This is a genomic window from Kitasatospora sp. NPDC088742 (assembly GCF_055584905.1).
Genome location: NZ_JBVJLD010000038.1, coordinates 56,788 through 72,381 on the forward strand (window position 1 = coordinate 56,788; position 15,594 = coordinate 72,381).

The following is a 15,594-nucleotide window of genomic DNA, read 5'->3' on the forward strand; positions in this document are numbered from 1 at the left end:
GTCGGTGGTGCCCGCGTCCAGTTGTCGCCCCTCCGGGCGGCGTGTCAGGAGGTGGGCGGGTAGGGGGCGTTCTTGAGCTGCCGGGCAAGGTGGGCGGTGTTGGCGGCGAGGGTCCTGGTGGTGGCCGCCGTCTTCTCGGGGGTCTTGTCGAGGTCCTGGTAGTCGGTGCGCCGCATCGCCTCGCCGACCCAGTAGGTGACGGCGTTCGGCGCCAGGCAGAAGCCGACGTCGTTGAGCCCCTGGAAGAGGTCGGCGCTGACCTTGTGGGCGCCGTCCTCGTTGCCGACGACGCAGACGGCCGCGACCTTGCCGTACGTCAGGGGTCGCCCCTGCTCGTCGCTCTCGGAGAGCTCTGCGTCCAGGCGTTCCAGGACCCGCTGGGCCACGCTGCACGGATGGCCCAGCCAGATCGGCGTCGACAGGACGAGGATGTCCGCGGCGAGGATCTGCTCGCGGATCGCGGGCCAGGCGTCGCCCTCTCCCATGTCGGTGCGCACGCCTGGCTTGACGTCGTGGTCGACGACGCGCACGGTGCCGCCGCTCACTCCGTGCTCGGCGAGCGCGGCCAGGGTCTGCTCGGCCAGCAGCTGCGAGCTGGACGCCGTCGGCGAGGGCGACAGGGAGCAGACCAGGGCGACGGCACTAGGTGTGGTGTCCATGGACTCCGGCTACCCGCAGACCCGGTTCGCACTCCCCCGGCACGGACGCCCCGCCGGACGGGAACAACAGGTGGCCCACGCGTATCAGTCGCGCCACAGCGGGCAGGCGCGCTCCTGTGACCACCTCCGCGACGAAGGGCTGACCGCATGAACGCCCCCCGGGAGACCCTGAACGGCCCCCGTCCCGGGCACCCCCCGCCCACCCTCCCGCCGGGTGGGCAACGCCGACGGCTCCCGCTCACCGGCCGGCACCGGCCCGTCGGGATCTCACGGGACTTCACCCGCACCGCCCTCGCGGACTGGGGATGGCCGGAGGCGGGCGACGTCCTGCTGCTGGTCGCCGAGCTCGTCGGCAACGCGACGCTGCACGGCGGCGGCCCGATCGACCTGGTCCTGGACGCCGACGGACGCCGGCTGCGCATCGAGGTCAACGACGCCTCGTCGTTCCTGCCCGTCCTGCGCGAGCCCCGCCTGCCCGCCCGCCCGAGCGGCCACGGTCTCTTCGTCGTCGCCCGCACCTGCGACCGCTGGGGCACCGCCCCCCGGCCCTGGGGCAAGTCCGTGTGGGCCGAGATCGACACCCGGCCGGCCTCCGGCTGACCGAGCGGCGGGGCGAGTCGGCGTAGGAGGACCGCGAGGAGTTCGGCCGGGCTGAGGCCGGCGTCGGCGGGGCGCCGCAGCTGCTCGGCGTCGATGACGCTGTAGTGGTCGGTGCGTCCGGTGGCCGGGATCATCGGGGTCCGCACCGGGCCCGGGGCCACCGCGTTCACCCCGGACTCCCCCGGGGGCGAGCCGGCGGGCCGGGCCCTGGGTGAAGGTGACGATCGCGCCCTTGCCGGCCGCGTGGTCCAGCAGGTGCGGCTTGGGCTCGTATGGTCACGGTTCGTCCCGCCGGCCGCCGGCGGTCTTCCCGGAGCAGGTCGAGAACTGTCCGGCCCGGTGCGGATCGGGTGCGTGGGATCGACGATCGGGGGCATACGGGCCACACGGAATCGCGCGGTCCGCGCGTTTCCGGTGATGGAGACGGTGATCGGCCAGGGTCTGGGTAACCTCCGGGACGGTCCGTGCCGGGACGGGCGGGCCGGTCGTGTGTGGTGACCGGGGTGGATTTCAGGAAGGCGGCGTTCCGATGGCGGGCTCCAGGACATCCGATGCTGCTCCGACGGGCGGCGGCCCGGCCGCGGCCCAGGTGGGGGTGCCGGAGTTGCGGCTGCTCCTGGCAGGGCTGACGGCAGTCCGCGACGGCGACTTCGGGACGCGGCTACCCGATGACGCGGACGGGCTGCTCGGCGAGATCGCCACCGTCTTCAACGGCATGGTCGACCAGCTCTCCCGCTTCACCTCCGAGGTGACCCGGGTGGCCCGCGAGGTCGGCACCGAGGGCCGGCTCGGCGGCCAGGCGCAGGTGCCCGGGGTCTCCGGCACCTGGGAGGATCTGACCGACTCGGTCAACGCGATGGCGGGCAACCTCACCACCCAGGTGCGCGACATCGCCCAGGTGGCCACCGCGGTCGCCAAGGGCGACCTCTCGCAGAAGATCACGGTGGACGCCCGGGGCGAGATCCTGGAGCTGAAGAACACCGTCAACACCATGGTCGACCAGCTCGGTTCCTTCGCCGGGGAGGTGACCCGGGTGGCCCGCGAGGTCGGCACCGAGGGGATCCTCGGCGGGCAGGCCGACGTCCAGGGCGTCCTGGGCACCTGGCGCGACCTGACCGACTCGGTCAACTTCATGGCCGGCAACCTGACCGGCCAGGTGCGCGCCATCGCCCAGGTGGCCACCGCGGTCGCCAAGGGCGACCTCTCGCAGAAGATCACCGTCACCGCCCGGGGCGAGATCCTCGAGCTGAAGAACACCATCAACACGATGGTCGACCAGCTCAGCTCCTTCGCCGACGAGGTGACCCGGGTGGCCCGCGAGGTCGGCACCGAGGGCAACCTGGGGGGCCAGGCCGACGTCAAGGGCGTCTCCGGCACCTGGAAGGACCTCACCGACAACGTCAACGTGATGGCCTCCAACCTCACCACCCAGGTGCGCGACATCGCCCAGGTGGCCACCGCGGTCGCCAAGGGCGACCTCTCGCAGAAGATCAACGTGGAGGCCAAGGGCGAGGTCGCGGCGCTGGCCGGGGTGATCAACACCATGGTCGACACCCTCTCCGCCTTCGCGGACGAGGTGACCCGGGTGGCCCGCGAGGTCGGTACCGAGGGGACGCTGGGAGGGCAGGCCCGGGTGCCGAACGTGGCGGGCACCTGGAAGGACCTCACCGACAACGTCAACTTCATGGCGCACAACCTGACCAGCCAGGTCCGCAACATCGCGCAGGTCACCACCGCGGTCGCCAAGGGCGACCTGACCCGCAAGATCGACGTGGACGCGCGGGGCGAGATCCTGGAGCTCAAGACCACCATCAACACGATGGTCGACCAGCTCAGCTCCTTCGCCGCCGAGGTGACCCGGGTGGCCCGCGAGGTGGGCAGCGAGGGACGCCTGGGCGGACAGGCCGAGGTCGAGGGCGTCTCCGGCACCTGGAAGCGGCTGACCGAGAACGTCAACGAGCTCGCCGGGAACCTCACCCGCCAGGTACGCGCCATCGCCGAGGTGACCAGCGCGGTCACGGCCGGGGACCTGACCCGCTCGATCACCGTGGACGCCTCCGGCGAGGTCGCCGACCTGAAGGACAACATCAACTTCATGGTGGAGTCGCTGCGCGAGACCACCCGGGCCAACGAGGACCAGGACTGGCTGAAGACCAACCTGGCCCGGATCGCCGCCCTGATGCAGGGCCGCCGGGACCTCGCAGCCGTGGCCGAGTCGGTGATGGACGAGCTGACCCCGCTGGTCTCCGCCCAGTGCGGGGCGTTCTACCTGGCCGAGGAGGGCGAGCAGGAGACCCTGCTGCGGCTGGTCGCCTCGTACGCCCTCCCCTCCGGTGCCCGTCCGGCGCCGTTCCGGCTCGGCGAGTCCTTCGTCGGCCAGGCCGCCCGCAGCCGCCGCACCATCGGCGTCGACCACCTCCCGGCCGGCTACCTGCCGGTGGCCTCCGGCCTCGGCAGCACCGACGCCCTCTCGCTGGTCGTGCTGCCGATCACGGCCGAGGACCAGGTACTCGGCGTCATCGAACTCGCGGCCGTCCAGCCCTTCACCCCCGTCCACCGGGCCTTCCTCGACCAGCTGATGGAGACCATCGGCGTCAACCTCAACACCATCCTCGCCAACTCCCGCACCGACGAGCTGCTCGGCGAGTCCCAGCGGCTCACCGCCGAACTCCAGGCCCGTTCGGAGGAGTTGCAGGCACGTCAGGAGGAACTCCAGGCTTCCAACGCCGAGTTGGAGGAGAAGGCCGAGCTGCTGGAGGCGCAGAAGAGCGACATCGAGGCGAAGAACCTGGAGATCGAGCACGCCCGCCAGGAGCTGGAGGACCGGGCCCACCAGCTCTCCGTCGCCTCCAAGTACAAGTCGGAGTTCCTGGCCAACATGAGCCACGAACTGCGCACCCCGCTCAACAGCCTGCTGATCCTGGCCCAGTTGCTGGCCCAGAACCCCGCCCGGAACCTGACGGCCAAGCAGGTCGAGTACGCCGGCATCATCCACTCGGCCGGCTCCGACCTGCTCCAGCTGATCAACGACATCCTGGACCTGTCCAAGGTCGAGGCCGGGAAGATGGACCTCAACCTCGAGACGGTGCCGCTGGCGATGCTGCTGGACTACGTCCAGGTGACCTTCGGCCCGATGACCGGACAGAAGAACCTCGCCTTCCGGGTGCGCACCGGCGAGGGCGTCCCGGAGGCGCTGGTGACCGACGACTACCGGCTGCGCCAGGTGCTGCGCAACCTGCTCTCCAACGCCGTGAAGTTCACCGAGAAGGGGGAGGTGGAGCTGCGGGTCGAACTCGCCAAGGACCACGAGACCCCGCACCACCTGCGCGCGGGCGGCCCCGTGGTCGCCTTCCGGGTCGTGGACTCCGGGATCGGCATCGCGCCGCAGCACCTGGAGACGGTCTTCGGGGCCTTCCAGCAGGCCGACGGCACCACCAGCCGCAAGTACGGCGGCACCGGTCTCGGGCTGTCCATCAGCCGCGAGATCGCCTACCTGCTCGGCGGGGCCATCTCGGTGGAGAGCACCCTCGGCCGGGGCAGCGTCTTCACGCTCCACCTGCCCGCCACCCGCCCGGACCTGCCGGAGCCCGTGACGGCGGCCGGGGCCGCGCCCGAGCTCCGCGCGGGCGCGGCCGGAGCTCCGGAGGCAGGGGCACCGGAGGCCGGGCTTCCGGCCCGCCGGCTCCTGGTGGTCGAGGCCCGCGCCCACGGCCTGCTCGGCCTGGTGGCCGAGAACGCCCTCGCCGACCTCCCCCGGCCGCACGGCCGCGAGCTGGAGATCGTCACCGCCGTCGGGGCCCAGGAGGCCGCCGCCAGCCTCGCCGAGGGGCCCTGCCACTGCGTGGTGCTCGACCTGGACCTGCCCGACGGGGCCGCGCTCGACCTGCTCGGCGCCATGGACGGCGACCCGGCGCTGCAGTCGGTGCCCGTCCTGGCCCACCGCGGCCGCGCCTTCGGCCCCGACGAGGCACTGCTCTCCCGGATGACGGCCCGTCAGGTCGAGATCCTCTCCAGCCTGGACGAGCTGCGCGAGCGCGTCGCACTGCACATGGGCGCCGACCGGCCCGAGTCCGTCCGCCCGCGCGCCGCCCCCGCGTGGGCCCCGGACGCGGACCCGGGCCTGGCCGGCGTCACCGCCTTGGTGGTGGACGACGACGACCGCAACCTGTACGCGATCACCGGGATCCTCGAACTCCACGGGATGCGCGTGCTCCAGGCGGAGAACGGCCGGGCCGCGCTCGACGCCCTGGCCACCCGGCCCGGCATCGACCTGATCCTGATGGACGTGATGATGCCGGAGATGGACGGCTACACCGCCACCGCCGCGATCCGGGCGATGCCCGAGCACTCCGGCCTGCCGATCATCGCCGTCACCGCCAAGGCGATGCTCGGCGACCGGGAGAAGAGCCTGGCCGCCGGTGCGAGCGACTACGTCACCAAGCCGGTGGACGCCGTCGAGCTGATCGGCCGGATCAAGGCCCAGCTCGCGGCGCAAGCGCCGGACCGCAAGGACAGCTGACCGCCTTCCGTCGACTGGAGACCGCCGTGCACGATCCCCTGGACCCGAGCGCGGGGCCCGCCGCGCTGAACCGTCTGGCCGCCACCGTGGAGTTCCTGCGGTCCGAGCTCGACCGGGCCCACGCGGACGCGGCCGGGCGGTCCCTGGTGGAGATGGCGGCCGGCGTGCTCATCGAACGCCTGCGGTGCAGCCCCGCAGAGGCGGGCACCCAGCTGACCGTCCTGGCCGAGCAGGCCGGTGCCTCCGTCCTGGAGTTCTCCGCCGACCTGGTCAACCAGGTGACCACCGACCGCATCTCCGCCATCGCCCGTGACTTCGTCGCCACCTCCACCGGCCCCCGCGAGGACCCGGCGCTGCGGCTGCGGGCCACCCAGGCGCACAGCCTGGCCACGGGCGACGGCGAGGCGGTCGCCGGCTCGGTGCTCGCCACCGCGCTGCGGCCGCTCGGCGCGGTGGCGGTCGCGATCTGGGCCGCCCACCCGGACCAGTCGCTGACCCTGGAGGGCAGCGCCGGCTTCACCCCGGCCGAGGCCGGCCGCTGGCGGCACGTACCGCCCGGCGTGCCCACCCCCGCCCGCCGGGCCCTCGAGGAGCGGGAGACCATCGCGTACCCGACCCTCGCCCACGCCGCCCTGCCCACCATCGGTCAGCACGAGCGCGTCGGCGGGCGGGTGGTGGTGCCCGCCGGGACCGGGGGGCGGCTGATCGGCGTCCTGGAGATGTGCTGGCCGACCGAGCTGGAACCGCCGTCCCAGGTCCTCCAGCGCCAGTTCGAGGCCCTGGCGGAGCTGTGTGCCACCACCCTGGAGACCTGGACCACGCCGGCGGCGCCCGCGCTGCGGGACGGCGAGTACGACGACCTCCAGCGCCTGGCCGACGGCCTCCTCGACCCCTGTCTGGTGCTCGACCTGGCGCCCGGCCCGGCCGAGCTCCCGCTGGAGTTCGCCATCCGGCACGTCAACCCCGCCTTCACCGACTTCGCGGGACGTCCCACCAGCGCGGTGGCCGGCGCCCGCCTGCTGGAGGCCTACCCGCTGGCCGCCGAGCCCGGCGGGCTGGCCGAGAAGGTCGAGCACGTCTTCGCCACCGGCGAGCCCTTCCGCGCCAAGGAGCTGCGCCTGTCGGCCACCGTCGACGGCGTCGCCCTGCACACCCGGGCCCGGGTCAGCATCAGCCGGCACGGCCGGTACGTGGTGCTGGTCTGGCGGCTGGACGACGGCACGCCCCGGGTGGCCAGGCTCCTCCAGCACGCCCAGCGGCTGGGCCGGATCGGGGGCTTCGAGGAGAACCTCCGGACCGGGCTGATCGCCTGGAACGAGACCCTGTTCGACCTCCACGGCCTGCCCGCCACCGCCACCCCGATCTCACTGGAACGCCTCGCCGACCACGCCCACCCCGACGACCGGCCCGCGATCGGCCGGTTCCTGCGCACCCTGCTGCACCACCGGCGCCCCGCCTCCACCGCCTTCCGCCTCCAACGCCCCGACGGGGTCTCCCGCCACATCCGGGTGGTGGCCGAACCGGTCCACGACGCGGACGCCGCGCTCGCCGCCGTCCGCGGCGCCTACCAGGACATCTCCGCCCAGCACTGGACCGAGGTCGCGCTCGCCGCCACCCGCGACCAGCTGGCCCAGTCCGAGCAGCAGGCCGCCGAACGCAGCCGCCTGGCCCTCCAGCTGCAGCACGCCATCATGCCGCCGGCCCGCGGCCCGCGGACCCTGGAGGACCTCCAGGTCGCCGTGCGCTACCGGCCCGCCGAGAAGGAGCACCTGGTCGGCGGCGACTGGTACGACATCCTCACCCTGCCCTCCGGCGAGGTCCTGCTCTGCGTCGGCGACGTCGCCGGGCACGGCATCGAGGCGGCCACCGGTATGGTCGCCCTGCGCAACGCCCTGCGCGGCCTGGCCGCCACCGGCGCCGGCCCGGCCCAGCTGCTCACCTGGCTCAACAGCGTCACCCACCACCTGACCGACAACGTCACCGCCACCGCCGTCTGCGCCCTCTACCACCCCGGCACCGGGCGGCTGCGCTGGGCCCGGGCCGGCCATCTGCCGCCCGTCCTGCTGCGCGACGGGACCGCGAGCACCCTGCCGCAGCTGGGCGGCATCCTGCTGGGCGTCCTGGACCACGCCGACTACGAGGAGGACCACCTCGACCTCGCGCCCGGCGACACCCTGGTGATGTTCACCGACGGCCTGATCGAACGCCGCGACGAGTCCGTCCACGCCTCCCTCGACGGCCTGCTGGCCCTCAGCGAGGAGGCCGCGCGCACCACCACCGGCAGCCCCGCCTCCCTGGAGGACCACCTGGACCACCTGCTGCGCTACGGCGGGGCGGACACCGACGACGACACCTGCCTGATCGGCGTCTCGGTCGGTCCGGCACCGCCGCGGTGAGTCTTCACGATCCCTTCACGGGACTGCAGGGCATGAGGGCCGGGATCGCGGGTAGCCGGGGACGGACCGCACGCCGAGGGAAAGGACCGACATGGCCGTGACCAGTGACGACCTCCTGACAGACACCTCCCGCCGTCCCGAGGGGTACGCTCCGGTCCCCCCGCCCCGCCGGCCCGCCGACGCCGCCCCCGAGCTGGCCGGCCTGGAGGACGAGCTCCGCGAGGTCGCCCCGTCCGACGCCCGCGACCTCACCCGGGTCCTGCTGGCCCGGCTGGCCGGGCTGGAGGAGGGCACCCGGGAGTACTCCTACGTACGCGCCTCCCTGGTGGAGCTCAACCTCTCGTTGGTCCGCTTCACCATGCGCCGCTTCGGCGCGCACCGGGAGAACCCGGAGGACCTGTTGCAGGTCGGCGCGGTCGGGCTGATCAAGGCGATCGACCGGTTCGACCCCGGGCGCGGGGTGGAGTTCACCACCTTCGCCATCCCCACCATCCTGGGCGAGATCCGCCGCCACTTCCGGGACACCACCTGGGCCGTGCACGTCCCCCGGCGCCTCCAGGAGCTGCGCCTCGCGCTGGCGAAGGCCCAGGACGCGCTCGCCCACCGGCTCGACCGGGCCCCGACCGTGGCCGAGCTCGCCGGGCACCTGGGACTGTCGCCGGAGGAGGTCATCGAGGGCCTGAACGCGGCCAACGCCCACACCACCGACTCCCTCGACGTCCCCGCGGGCGACGACGAGGACGGCCCGGGCGTCCTGGCGGGCCGGCTCGGCAGCACCGACGAACGCCTCGGCCTGGTCGACGACCTGGTCTCCCTCCAGCCGCTCATCGCCGCCCTGCCCGAGCGCGAGCGCCTGGTCCTCTCGCTGCGCTTCACCCACGACCTGACGCAGTCCCAGATCGGCGAACGCCTCGGCCTCTCCCAGATGCACGTCTCCCGCCTGCTGGCCCGCACCCTCAAGCAGCTGCGCGAGGGCCTGGGCGGCGCCTGACGGCACCGCCCGGGCCGCCGGCACCCGTGGGCGGGGCCGAGGCCGGGAGTGGCCTTGGCCCCGCCACCACGGGTGCGTAAAGTCACCGAGTACCACCTGCTGGAGGGGAAGAGGAATGCCACCACACGACGAGGCCGCACCCGGAGCAGCCGACCCCTCGGCGACGCACGAGGGCGTGACCGCCGAACTGCTGGTCCAGGACGGGCAGTCCGTGCTCTGCCGGCTGGCCGGCGACCTCGACATCGAAACGCTCCTCCCGGCGCGACGCGCCCTCGAGCAGGCCCTCGCCGACACCCCGGACCTTCTGGTGGTCGACCTCGAACAGATCCGCTTCTGCGACTCCTCCGGGCTCAACCTCCTGCTGAAGACCCGGGCCGCGGCGCTCGATGCGGGCACCGCCCTGCGGCTGGCGGCCGCGTCGACGGCCGTGCTGCGGCTGCTGGAGATCACCGGGGCGCAGGCCGTGTTCGACCTCCGCCCCACCGTCCGGGCCGCGCTCACCGAGGCGCCATGAGGGCCGCGGCACGGGAACCCGGGACTCCGACGACGACCGCAGATCCGAAGGGTTGACCGAATGAACACCTCCCGGGAGACCCTGAAGACCACCGTCCCCTCCGGCGGCCAGCGTCGGCGCCTGGCGCTCACCGGCCGGGCCAAGCCGGTCGCGAGCGCACGGGACTTCACCCTGACGGCACTTGACGACTGGTCATGGCCCGGTGCCGAGGACGTGGTCCTGCTCGTCGCCGAGCTGGTCGCCAACGCCATGCTGCACACCGACGGCCCCCAGGACCTCGTCCTCGACGCCACCGACGCCCGCCTGCGCATCGAGGTGAACGACCCCTCCCCCGCGCTGCCCGTCCCGCGTCGGCCCCACCACCCCCACCTCCCCGGCGGCCACGGCCTCTACATCGTGCGCCGGACCTCGGACCGCTGGGGCTCCGCGCCCCACCCGCAGGGCAAGACCGTCTGGGCCGAGATCGATGCCGCCCGCCCGGCCGCTCCCTGATCGACCGTCAGCCGCGGCCCGGACCGGACGGATGGCCGGCATCGATCTCGGCCCTCCTCCTCGGACCGGCGCCGGCCCGGTCCCTGACGCCGAAGGGCGGCCAACCCCGAGGGGGTTGGGCGCCCTTCGGCGTGCGGTCCGGCCGCTGGGCCGGTCAGGCCGCGACCAGGTGCCGGAGGAGGTCACGGTAGTCACGGAGCGCGAGACGCAGCTCCTCGGTGCCCGGGGAGTCCTCGCCCTCCGGCCGGCCGGCGTCCGGCCGCCAGGTGGCGCGGAGCGCGGTGTGCCGCTCCCGCAGGGCGTCGGTGAGCCGGTGCACCGTCTCCTCCAGGGCCGCGTCCGCCTCCCGCACCGCGGCGCGCGGGTCGTCCACGAAGCCGCCCACCGCCCGGTCCAGACGGTGCGTCAGCTCCGCGCCGAGCTCCGACTCCAGGAGACGGCCCCACGCCGCCGGCCCGGTGCGCCCGCGGTCCTCGGCGACCGCCGCGTCGTAGGCGGCGGCGATCTCCTCCGGACCGGCCGTCCTGGCGTCCACCGGCGCCTCGGCGGGCGTGGCGGGCGCGGCGTGGCGGGGGTCGGACGCACGGGCCCGGCGGCCGGTGGTGCCCGTGCCCTGGGCCCTGCCCCGGAACCGGTCCTGGGCGTCCACGGAGTCGGTGCGGTGGTCATGGTGGCTGATGGTCATGCTGTCCTCCTCGGTGCTGGGACGGATGGGTCGGCCCGGCGGGAAGCCCAGGCGTGGTGCTCGCGCGTGGTGATCAGGCGTGGTGCTCGCGCTGCTTCGGGAGGTGCTTCGGGGCTCGGGCCGCCGGGACGCGCGGCTTCGCCGCCGCCTCGCCGGCCGTGCCGATCAGCGCGGTGAACAGCTCCCGCGCCCGGACCAGCGCCTCGCGCCGCTCCTCGGTGCCGGCCGACGGCGACCCGGCCTTCGCGCGCAGCACCCGGTACGACTCGACGTGCTCGCCGTGGTCCACGGAGAGCGCGTCGATCTGCGCGTCCACGTCGGAGTCCGGGTAGCCGCGCTCGCGGCCGACCCGGGCCAGCAGCGCCGCCGCCTCGGTGAGGGCCCGCTCCGGCGAGTCCACGAACCTCGCCTGCACCTCGGCCCACTGCCGCTCGGCCCGCTCGCGCGCGGGCCGGTCCAGCGGGGTGAGCGTCAACTCCCGGTGGTGCTCCACACGTTGGGTCAGCTCCCGCTCCGCCGCGGCGGTGTCACCGCCGTACCGGGCCACGGTGCGGCCGTACTCCGGCCCGAACCGACGGCTCAGGTCCGGGTGCCGCCGCCGGCGCCGCCGGACGGCGAACGCTCCGAGCAGCACCGCTGCGGCGACGGCGACCAGGACGATCGTCATGACCGGACCACTGGACATGATCCGCCTCCTGTCAGTACGTCGGGCCGGCGTAGAAGGGGCCGTAGTACCCCGCGGGCAGCAGCACGTGCCTGCCGAAGATCCACGGCCCGGTGTCCACCACCAGGTGGCCGGCCCCGGCCTCCTCCGAGAACCGGTCGATCTTCCCGATGTGCCCGTCGGTCGCCTCGACCTTGAACCCGACCAGGTCCGACCCCGACACGTGCCCGGAGCCCGTACGGAACGCCCAGATGTCGACGGTGCCCATGGCTTCGCCTCCTGCCGTCACCGCACCGCGACCGGTGTCCGCGGTGCGTCCTGGGCACTCGCCTGCCCCGGATTCCCCGTCTCACTCCCCGTCAGATCGGGACCTCTGACGGCTGATGTGCAGGACGCAGATGTCGTCGCGGCGCTCGCGGCCGTCCTGGAGGGTCCGGACCAGGTCGTCCACGAAACCGGGGGCGTCGGCGTGGGCCTCGGCGGAGCGGGCCAGGCGGGCGAGGCCCTCGTCGATGGGCTCGCCCGGGAGCTCGATCAGGCCGTCGGTGTAGAGGAGCAACTGGTCCCCGGGGAGGAGGTCGAGGGTCGCGGCCTGGTAGCCGGCGGCGTCGGCGACGCCCAGCAGGATGCCGTCGGGGGACGGCAGGAAGCGGGCCTCGCCGTCCCGCAGGAGCAGCGGCGGCGGGTGGCCGGCCCGGACCCAGGTGAGACGGGAGGTGGCCGGATCGTGGACGGCCATCACCATGGTCGCCGTGTTGAACTGCCGCTCCGAGGTGTGCAGCAGCAGGGTGTTCAGGTTCGCCAGCACGGTCGGGAGCGGGGTCCCGGTGACGGCCATGCCCTTGGCGGTGAAGCGCAGCAGGGCCATGGTGGCCACCGCGTCCAGCCCGTGGCCCGCGACGTCGCCGACGACCAACAGGACCCGGCCGTCCGGGAGTTCGATGGCGCTGTACCAGTCGCCGCCGAGGTTGAGCCCCTCCTGGACCGGCCGGTAGGCGACGTCGACCGTCAGGCCGCCCAGACGCAGCACCTGTTGGGGCACCGGGAGGAGGGTCTCCTGCAGCCGGGCGGCGAGGTCGCGTTCGGCCGCGAGCTGGCTCTGGTGGCTGAGCGCGGCCTGTCGGTGCTCGAGCAGCTGACGCTGCGTCCGCTCGGCGGCGGTGCGGTCCTGGAACAGCCCGTGCAGCCGGACCGGCCGGCCGTGCGCGTCGGTCTCGCTCTCGGCGACGATCCGCACATGGCGCACCCCCTGCTCGGGCAGGCGCACGCGGAAGGTGCGGTCGATCGGCTCGCCGGAGCTCAGCAGCAGCCGCACCTCCTCCTCCAGCAACCGCCGGTCCTCGCCCTCGGCGAGGAGGGCCAGCTCCTCCAGGCGCAACGGGCCCTCCGAACGGTCCCGGTCGAAGATCGAGTACGTCTCCTCGGACCAGATGACCTCATCCGTCGTCAGGTCGCGGTCGGCCCAGCCCATCCGGCCCAGGCGCTGCATCAGGGCCGAGCGGCGCGCCTCGCGCTCACCCTGGTCCAGGCGGTTCCAGGAGACCAGCAGCCCGCCCTGGCAGGGCACCGCGCGCACCGCCCAGCGGGACCTGTGCGGAATCCCGGCGGCGGTCTCCAGGTACTCCAGCTCGCCTTCGTGACGCGATCCGCGGAGCGCCTTCAGGTACCCCTCCCAGAGCTCGGTGCCGCGCGTTCCCGGGTAGGTCCGCAGCACGGTCCGTCCCACCAGCTCGGCACCCGTGCGCCCGCCGACGTCCGACGCCTCGGGGGAGGCTGCGGCCAGCAGGAAGTCCGTGACCTCACCATCCGGCCCGTACAGGGGCTGGAGGTACACCACCGACCCGGGCAGACCCGCGAGGACCTCCCGGACCACTACGGGGTCGCCGCCCGTCGTCGCGGGGCCGCCGCCCGGCTCGGGTACCACTCGATCCTCGAGGTCCGTCATGTGAGGAGCATGTCACGCATCGGCCCGCCCGTGGGCGAACAGGTCCTCCCGGACCGGCGTTCGGCAGCGGGGCGGCAGCCCCGCTCAACGGCCGCTCAAGGCGTGGGCCGCGCGCAGCCCGAGTCCCGCCAGCGTCTCGGCCTGGCGATCGGCCCTGGCCACCAGCTCCACCAGCCGTTCGCGGTCCAGGCCGGCCTCGGTACCCACGTGGTCGGCCAGAGCGGCCCAGAGTTGACGCTTCCCGAGGACACCGAGCCGCAGGGCCTCCAGTTCGACCAGGTCGGTGAGCGGTGTGCGGTGCCGGACGGAGCCGTTGGGCTTCAACAGCCCGAGCAGTTCGCCGCCGCGTGCCAGCCAGACGTTCGACCGCCGTTCGGGGACGTCGAGTTCCCGCATGACGCGGCGCAGCGAGGCCAGGTCGCCCTCGATCTCCGCCGCCACCCGTCGCAGCTCCGGCCGGACGGCGGGGTCGAGGAGCGCCTCGGCGGTGCGGCGGGCCCGGCGGGCGGCGGCCACGGCGACGGTGAGGTGGTCGTTGAGGTAGCCGGCGAGCAGCTGGTGCGACGGGCTCGGGGACATGAGGTCCTCCGCGGGAGCGGGAGCTGGATGGTTCGGGGGTGGGACCGCTACGCGTGGGCGGCTACCCGCTCTCCGCGGCCGCACACCGCCGCGCGGGCCGAGGCCGTCTCCGCGGCCGCACCCGGCGCCGGGATCTCCATCGACTGGGGCCGTCCCCACGAGAAGTACCGAGCACTCGACCGGTTCGGCCTACCCCGGCCTGGCCGTCCGGGGTGGGAGGGCACTATCCTCGGGCCAATGTCGAACCCTGATGCGCTGCTCGTCGAGATCGCCGCGATGGTGGAGTCCGAGGGCAGCAACCAGATGCCGTTGACCGTGGTCGTGCCGGGGGCGGTGATCACCGGCCGGCTGGCGCCAGAGAGCGTCTGGCACGAACGGGTGGCCGAAGTCCTCGCCGCCTCCGGCCAGTTGAAGTCCTTCGCCACCCTCTTCGCCCCCTCCTCCACCGGCTCGCCGACGCCACCGACCCACCTGCACCTGCACGTGGCCCGCATCCTCCAGGGCAGCTACGGCCTGCCCCACACCGGAGGGATGTACCGGATCGCCATCGCCGACATCAGCAGTTGGACAGTGGGCGACCTCAGCTACTCCGACCAGTGACCCGGCGGGTCCCTCCGCCCGGCGGCTGACGGCGGGCGCAGACCCCGGCCGCCGGGCGGGGGGGTGCCTGCGGCGGCCGGGTCTGCGCGACGGGCGGGGCGGCCCGCCGGAGGGGATCGGCGGGCGGTGCCCGCACCCGACACCCCGTCTCACCCCGTTTCGCGGTCCTCAAACCTGACGGCCCCTCACCCGCCCCCGTCCGGTCTCCCGCCGGCGGCACCCGGCGACTCGCCAGGAGGGATGACCCGGGCTCCGGCGGGACACACGCGGAGAATGGCCGATGTACGAGCGACCACGCCCCTGACCCTGCGCCGACACCTCCGCGACCCGGTGGTGCACCTCACCGTGCGCGCCACCCTGGCGGCCACCCTCTCCTACGCCGCCGCCGTCCGCCTGCACACCTCCCCCGCGCCGCTCACCGCACCGCTGACCGCCCTGCTGGTGGTCCAGGTCACGGTCTACTCGACACTGACCACCAGCGTCCGCCGGGTGAACTCCGTCGTGGTCGGGGTGCTGATCGCCATCGCGTTCAGCGCCGTCACCGGGCTGAGCTGGTGGAGCCTCGGGCTGGTCATCCTGACCTCGTTGACCATCGGTCAGTTCGTCCGGGTCGGCGAGTTCGTGAACGAGGTCGCGATCAGCGCGATGCTCGTCCTCGGGGTGAGCCAGCTGGCCGACCAGGCCTGGGACCGGGTGCTGGAGACCCTGATCGGCGCGGTGGTCGGGCTGGCCTTCAACCTGCTCTTCGCGCCGCCGGTCTGGGTGGACACGGCCGGCGAGTCGATCGAGGACCTGGCCCGGCGCGCCCGGCACCTCCTGCTCGGCATCGCCGAACAGCTCCCGCGCCCGACACCGGTGGCCGGCGCGGCGGCCCGGTTGCACGAGGCCCGGGCCCTGGACCAGGCCATCGCGGAGGTGGACGCCGCGCTCCGGCAGGCCGAGGACAGCCT

Annotated in this window: 13 protein-coding genes and 1 pseudogene; 8 read left to right on the forward strand and 6 right to left on the reverse strand. The window is 73.9% G+C overall.

What is annotated here, in order from left to right; translation table 11 throughout:
- Window positions 1-44: 44 nt before the first annotated feature.
- Window positions 45-659 (reverse strand): flavodoxin family protein, encoded by a 615-nt coding sequence (locus ACZ6ZR_RS26485; protein WP_465646334.1) that lies wholly within the window; start codon window positions 657-659, stop codon window positions 45-47.
- 147 nt (window positions 660-806) lie between these two features.
- Here ACZ6ZR_RS26485 and ACZ6ZR_RS26490 point away from each other — a divergent pair, with 147 nt between their 5' ends.
- The 6 genes from ACZ6ZR_RS26490 to ACZ6ZR_RS26515 all read left to right on the forward strand — a co-directional run bounded on the left by ACZ6ZR_RS26490 (window position 807) and on the right by ACZ6ZR_RS26515 (window position 10,171).
- Window positions 807-1,259: an ATP-binding protein gene (locus ACZ6ZR_RS26490; protein WP_465646336.1), complete on the forward strand. Its 453-nt coding sequence runs from the start codon at window positions 807-809 to the stop codon at window positions 1,257-1,259.
- Window positions 1,260-1,788: 529 nt separating this feature from the next.
- Window positions 1,789-5,778, forward strand: coding sequence for a HAMP domain-containing protein (locus ACZ6ZR_RS26495; RefSeq protein ID WP_465646338.1), 3,990 nt, complete (start codon window positions 1,789-1,791; stop codon window positions 5,776-5,778).
- A 26-nt stretch (window positions 5,779-5,804) separates the two neighbouring features.
- Window positions 5,805-8,174 carry a SpoIIE family protein phosphatase gene (locus ACZ6ZR_RS26500; protein ID WP_465646340.1) on the forward strand — a complete coding sequence of 790 codons (2,370 nt, stop codon included), beginning with the start codon at window positions 5,805-5,807 and terminating at the stop codon, window positions 8,172-8,174.
- A gap of 91 nt (window positions 8,175-8,265) precedes the next feature.
- The gene (locus tag ACZ6ZR_RS26505) at window positions 8,266-9,165 is read left to right on the forward strand and encodes an RNA polymerase sigma factor SigF (protein ID WP_465646342.1); all 900 of its coding nucleotides are present in this window, start codon (window positions 8,266-8,268) and stop codon (window positions 9,163-9,165) included.
- A 115-nt stretch (window positions 9,166-9,280) separates the two neighbouring features.
- Window positions 9,281-9,679 carry an STAS domain-containing protein gene (locus ACZ6ZR_RS26510; protein ID WP_465646343.1) on the forward strand — a complete coding sequence of 133 codons (399 nt, stop codon included), beginning with the start codon at window positions 9,281-9,283 and terminating at the stop codon, window positions 9,677-9,679.
- Between the two features lie 60 nt (window positions 9,680-9,739).
- Window positions 9,740-10,171, forward strand: coding sequence for an ATP-binding protein (locus tag ACZ6ZR_RS26515; RefSeq protein ID WP_465646345.1), 432 nt, complete (start codon window positions 9,740-9,742; stop codon window positions 10,169-10,171).
- 154 nt (window positions 10,172-10,325) lie between these two features.
- Here the strand turns inward: ACZ6ZR_RS26515 and ACZ6ZR_RS26520 are convergent, their stop codons facing one another.
- The 5 genes and pseudogenes from ACZ6ZR_RS26520 to ACZ6ZR_RS26540 form a co-directional block, all read right to left on the reverse strand.
- Window positions 10,326-10,856 (reverse strand): hypothetical protein, encoded by a 531-nt coding sequence (locus ACZ6ZR_RS26520; RefSeq protein ID WP_465646347.1) that lies wholly within the window; start codon window positions 10,854-10,856, stop codon window positions 10,326-10,328.
- A 73-nt stretch (window positions 10,857-10,929) separates the two neighbouring features.
- Window positions 10,930-11,541 (reverse strand): hypothetical protein, encoded by a 612-nt coding sequence (locus ACZ6ZR_RS26525; protein WP_465646349.1) that lies wholly within the window; start codon window positions 11,539-11,541, stop codon window positions 10,930-10,932.
- Between the two features lie 49 nt (window positions 11,542-11,590).
- A pseudogene (locus tag ACZ6ZR_RS26530) lies at window positions 11,591-11,788 on the reverse strand (PRC-barrel domain-containing protein); the annotation flags it as partial.
- Between the two features lie 81 nt (window positions 11,789-11,869).
- Window positions 11,870-13,465, reverse strand: coding sequence for a PP2C family protein-serine/threonine phosphatase (locus ACZ6ZR_RS26535; protein ID WP_465646351.1), 1,596 nt, complete (start codon window positions 13,463-13,465; stop codon window positions 11,870-11,872).
- 84 nt (window positions 13,466-13,549) lie between these two features.
- The gene (locus ACZ6ZR_RS26540) at window positions 13,550-14,044 is read right to left on the reverse strand and encodes a hypothetical protein (RefSeq protein ID WP_465646353.1); all 495 of its coding nucleotides are present in this window, start codon (window positions 14,042-14,044) and stop codon (window positions 13,550-13,552) included.
- A gap of 237 nt (window positions 14,045-14,281) precedes the next feature.
- Here ACZ6ZR_RS26540 and ACZ6ZR_RS26545 point away from each other — a divergent pair, with 237 nt between their 5' ends.
- Entirely contained in the window at window positions 14,282-14,644 is a 363-nt protein-coding gene (locus ACZ6ZR_RS26545; protein ID WP_465646355.1) for a hypothetical protein, read from the forward strand.
- A 273-nt stretch (window positions 14,645-14,917) separates the two neighbouring features.
- A partial coding sequence (locus ACZ6ZR_RS26550; protein ID WP_465646357.1) for an FUSC family protein occupies window positions 14,918-15,594 on the forward strand: 677 nt, incomplete at its 3' end.

Bases quoted from the DNA above. Each gene is read 5' to 3' on its own strand.
- ACZ6ZR_RS26485 (WP_465646334.1), bottom strand. From the start codon at position 659: ATGGACACCACACCTAGTGCCGTCGCCCTGGTCTGCTCCCTGTCGCCC.
- ACZ6ZR_RS26490 (WP_465646336.1), top strand. From the start codon at position 807: ATGAACGCCCCCCGGGAGACCCTGAACGGCCCCCGTCCCGGGCACCCC.
- ACZ6ZR_RS26495 (WP_465646338.1), top strand. From the start codon at position 1,789: ATGGCGGGCTCCAGGACATCCGATGCTGCTCCGACGGGCGGCGGCCCG.
- ACZ6ZR_RS26505 (WP_465646342.1), top strand. From the start codon at position 8,266: ATGGCCGTGACCAGTGACGACCTCCTGACAGACACCTCCCGCCGTCCC.
- ACZ6ZR_RS26510 (WP_465646343.1), top strand. From the start codon at position 9,281: ATGCCACCACACGACGAGGCCGCACCCGGAGCAGCCGACCCCTCGGCG.
- ACZ6ZR_RS26515 (WP_465646345.1), top strand. From the start codon at position 9,740: ATGAACACCTCCCGGGAGACCCTGAAGACCACCGTCCCCTCCGGCGGC.
- ACZ6ZR_RS26520 (WP_465646347.1), bottom strand. From the start codon at position 10,856: ATGACCATCAGCCACCATGACCACCGCACCGACTCCGTGGACGCCCAG.
- ACZ6ZR_RS26525 (WP_465646349.1), bottom strand. From the start codon at position 11,541: ATGTCCAGTGGTCCGGTCATGACGATCGTCCTGGTCGCCGTCGCCGCA.
- ACZ6ZR_RS26535 (WP_465646351.1), bottom strand. From the start codon at position 13,465: ATGACGGACCTCGAGGATCGAGTGGTACCCGAGCCGGGCGGCGGCCCC.
- ACZ6ZR_RS26540 (WP_465646353.1), bottom strand. From the start codon at position 14,044: ATGTCCCCGAGCCCGTCGCACCAGCTGCTCGCCGGCTACCTCAACGAC.
- ACZ6ZR_RS26545 (WP_465646355.1), top strand. From the start codon at position 14,282: ATGTCGAACCCTGATGCGCTGCTCGTCGAGATCGCCGCGATGGTGGAG.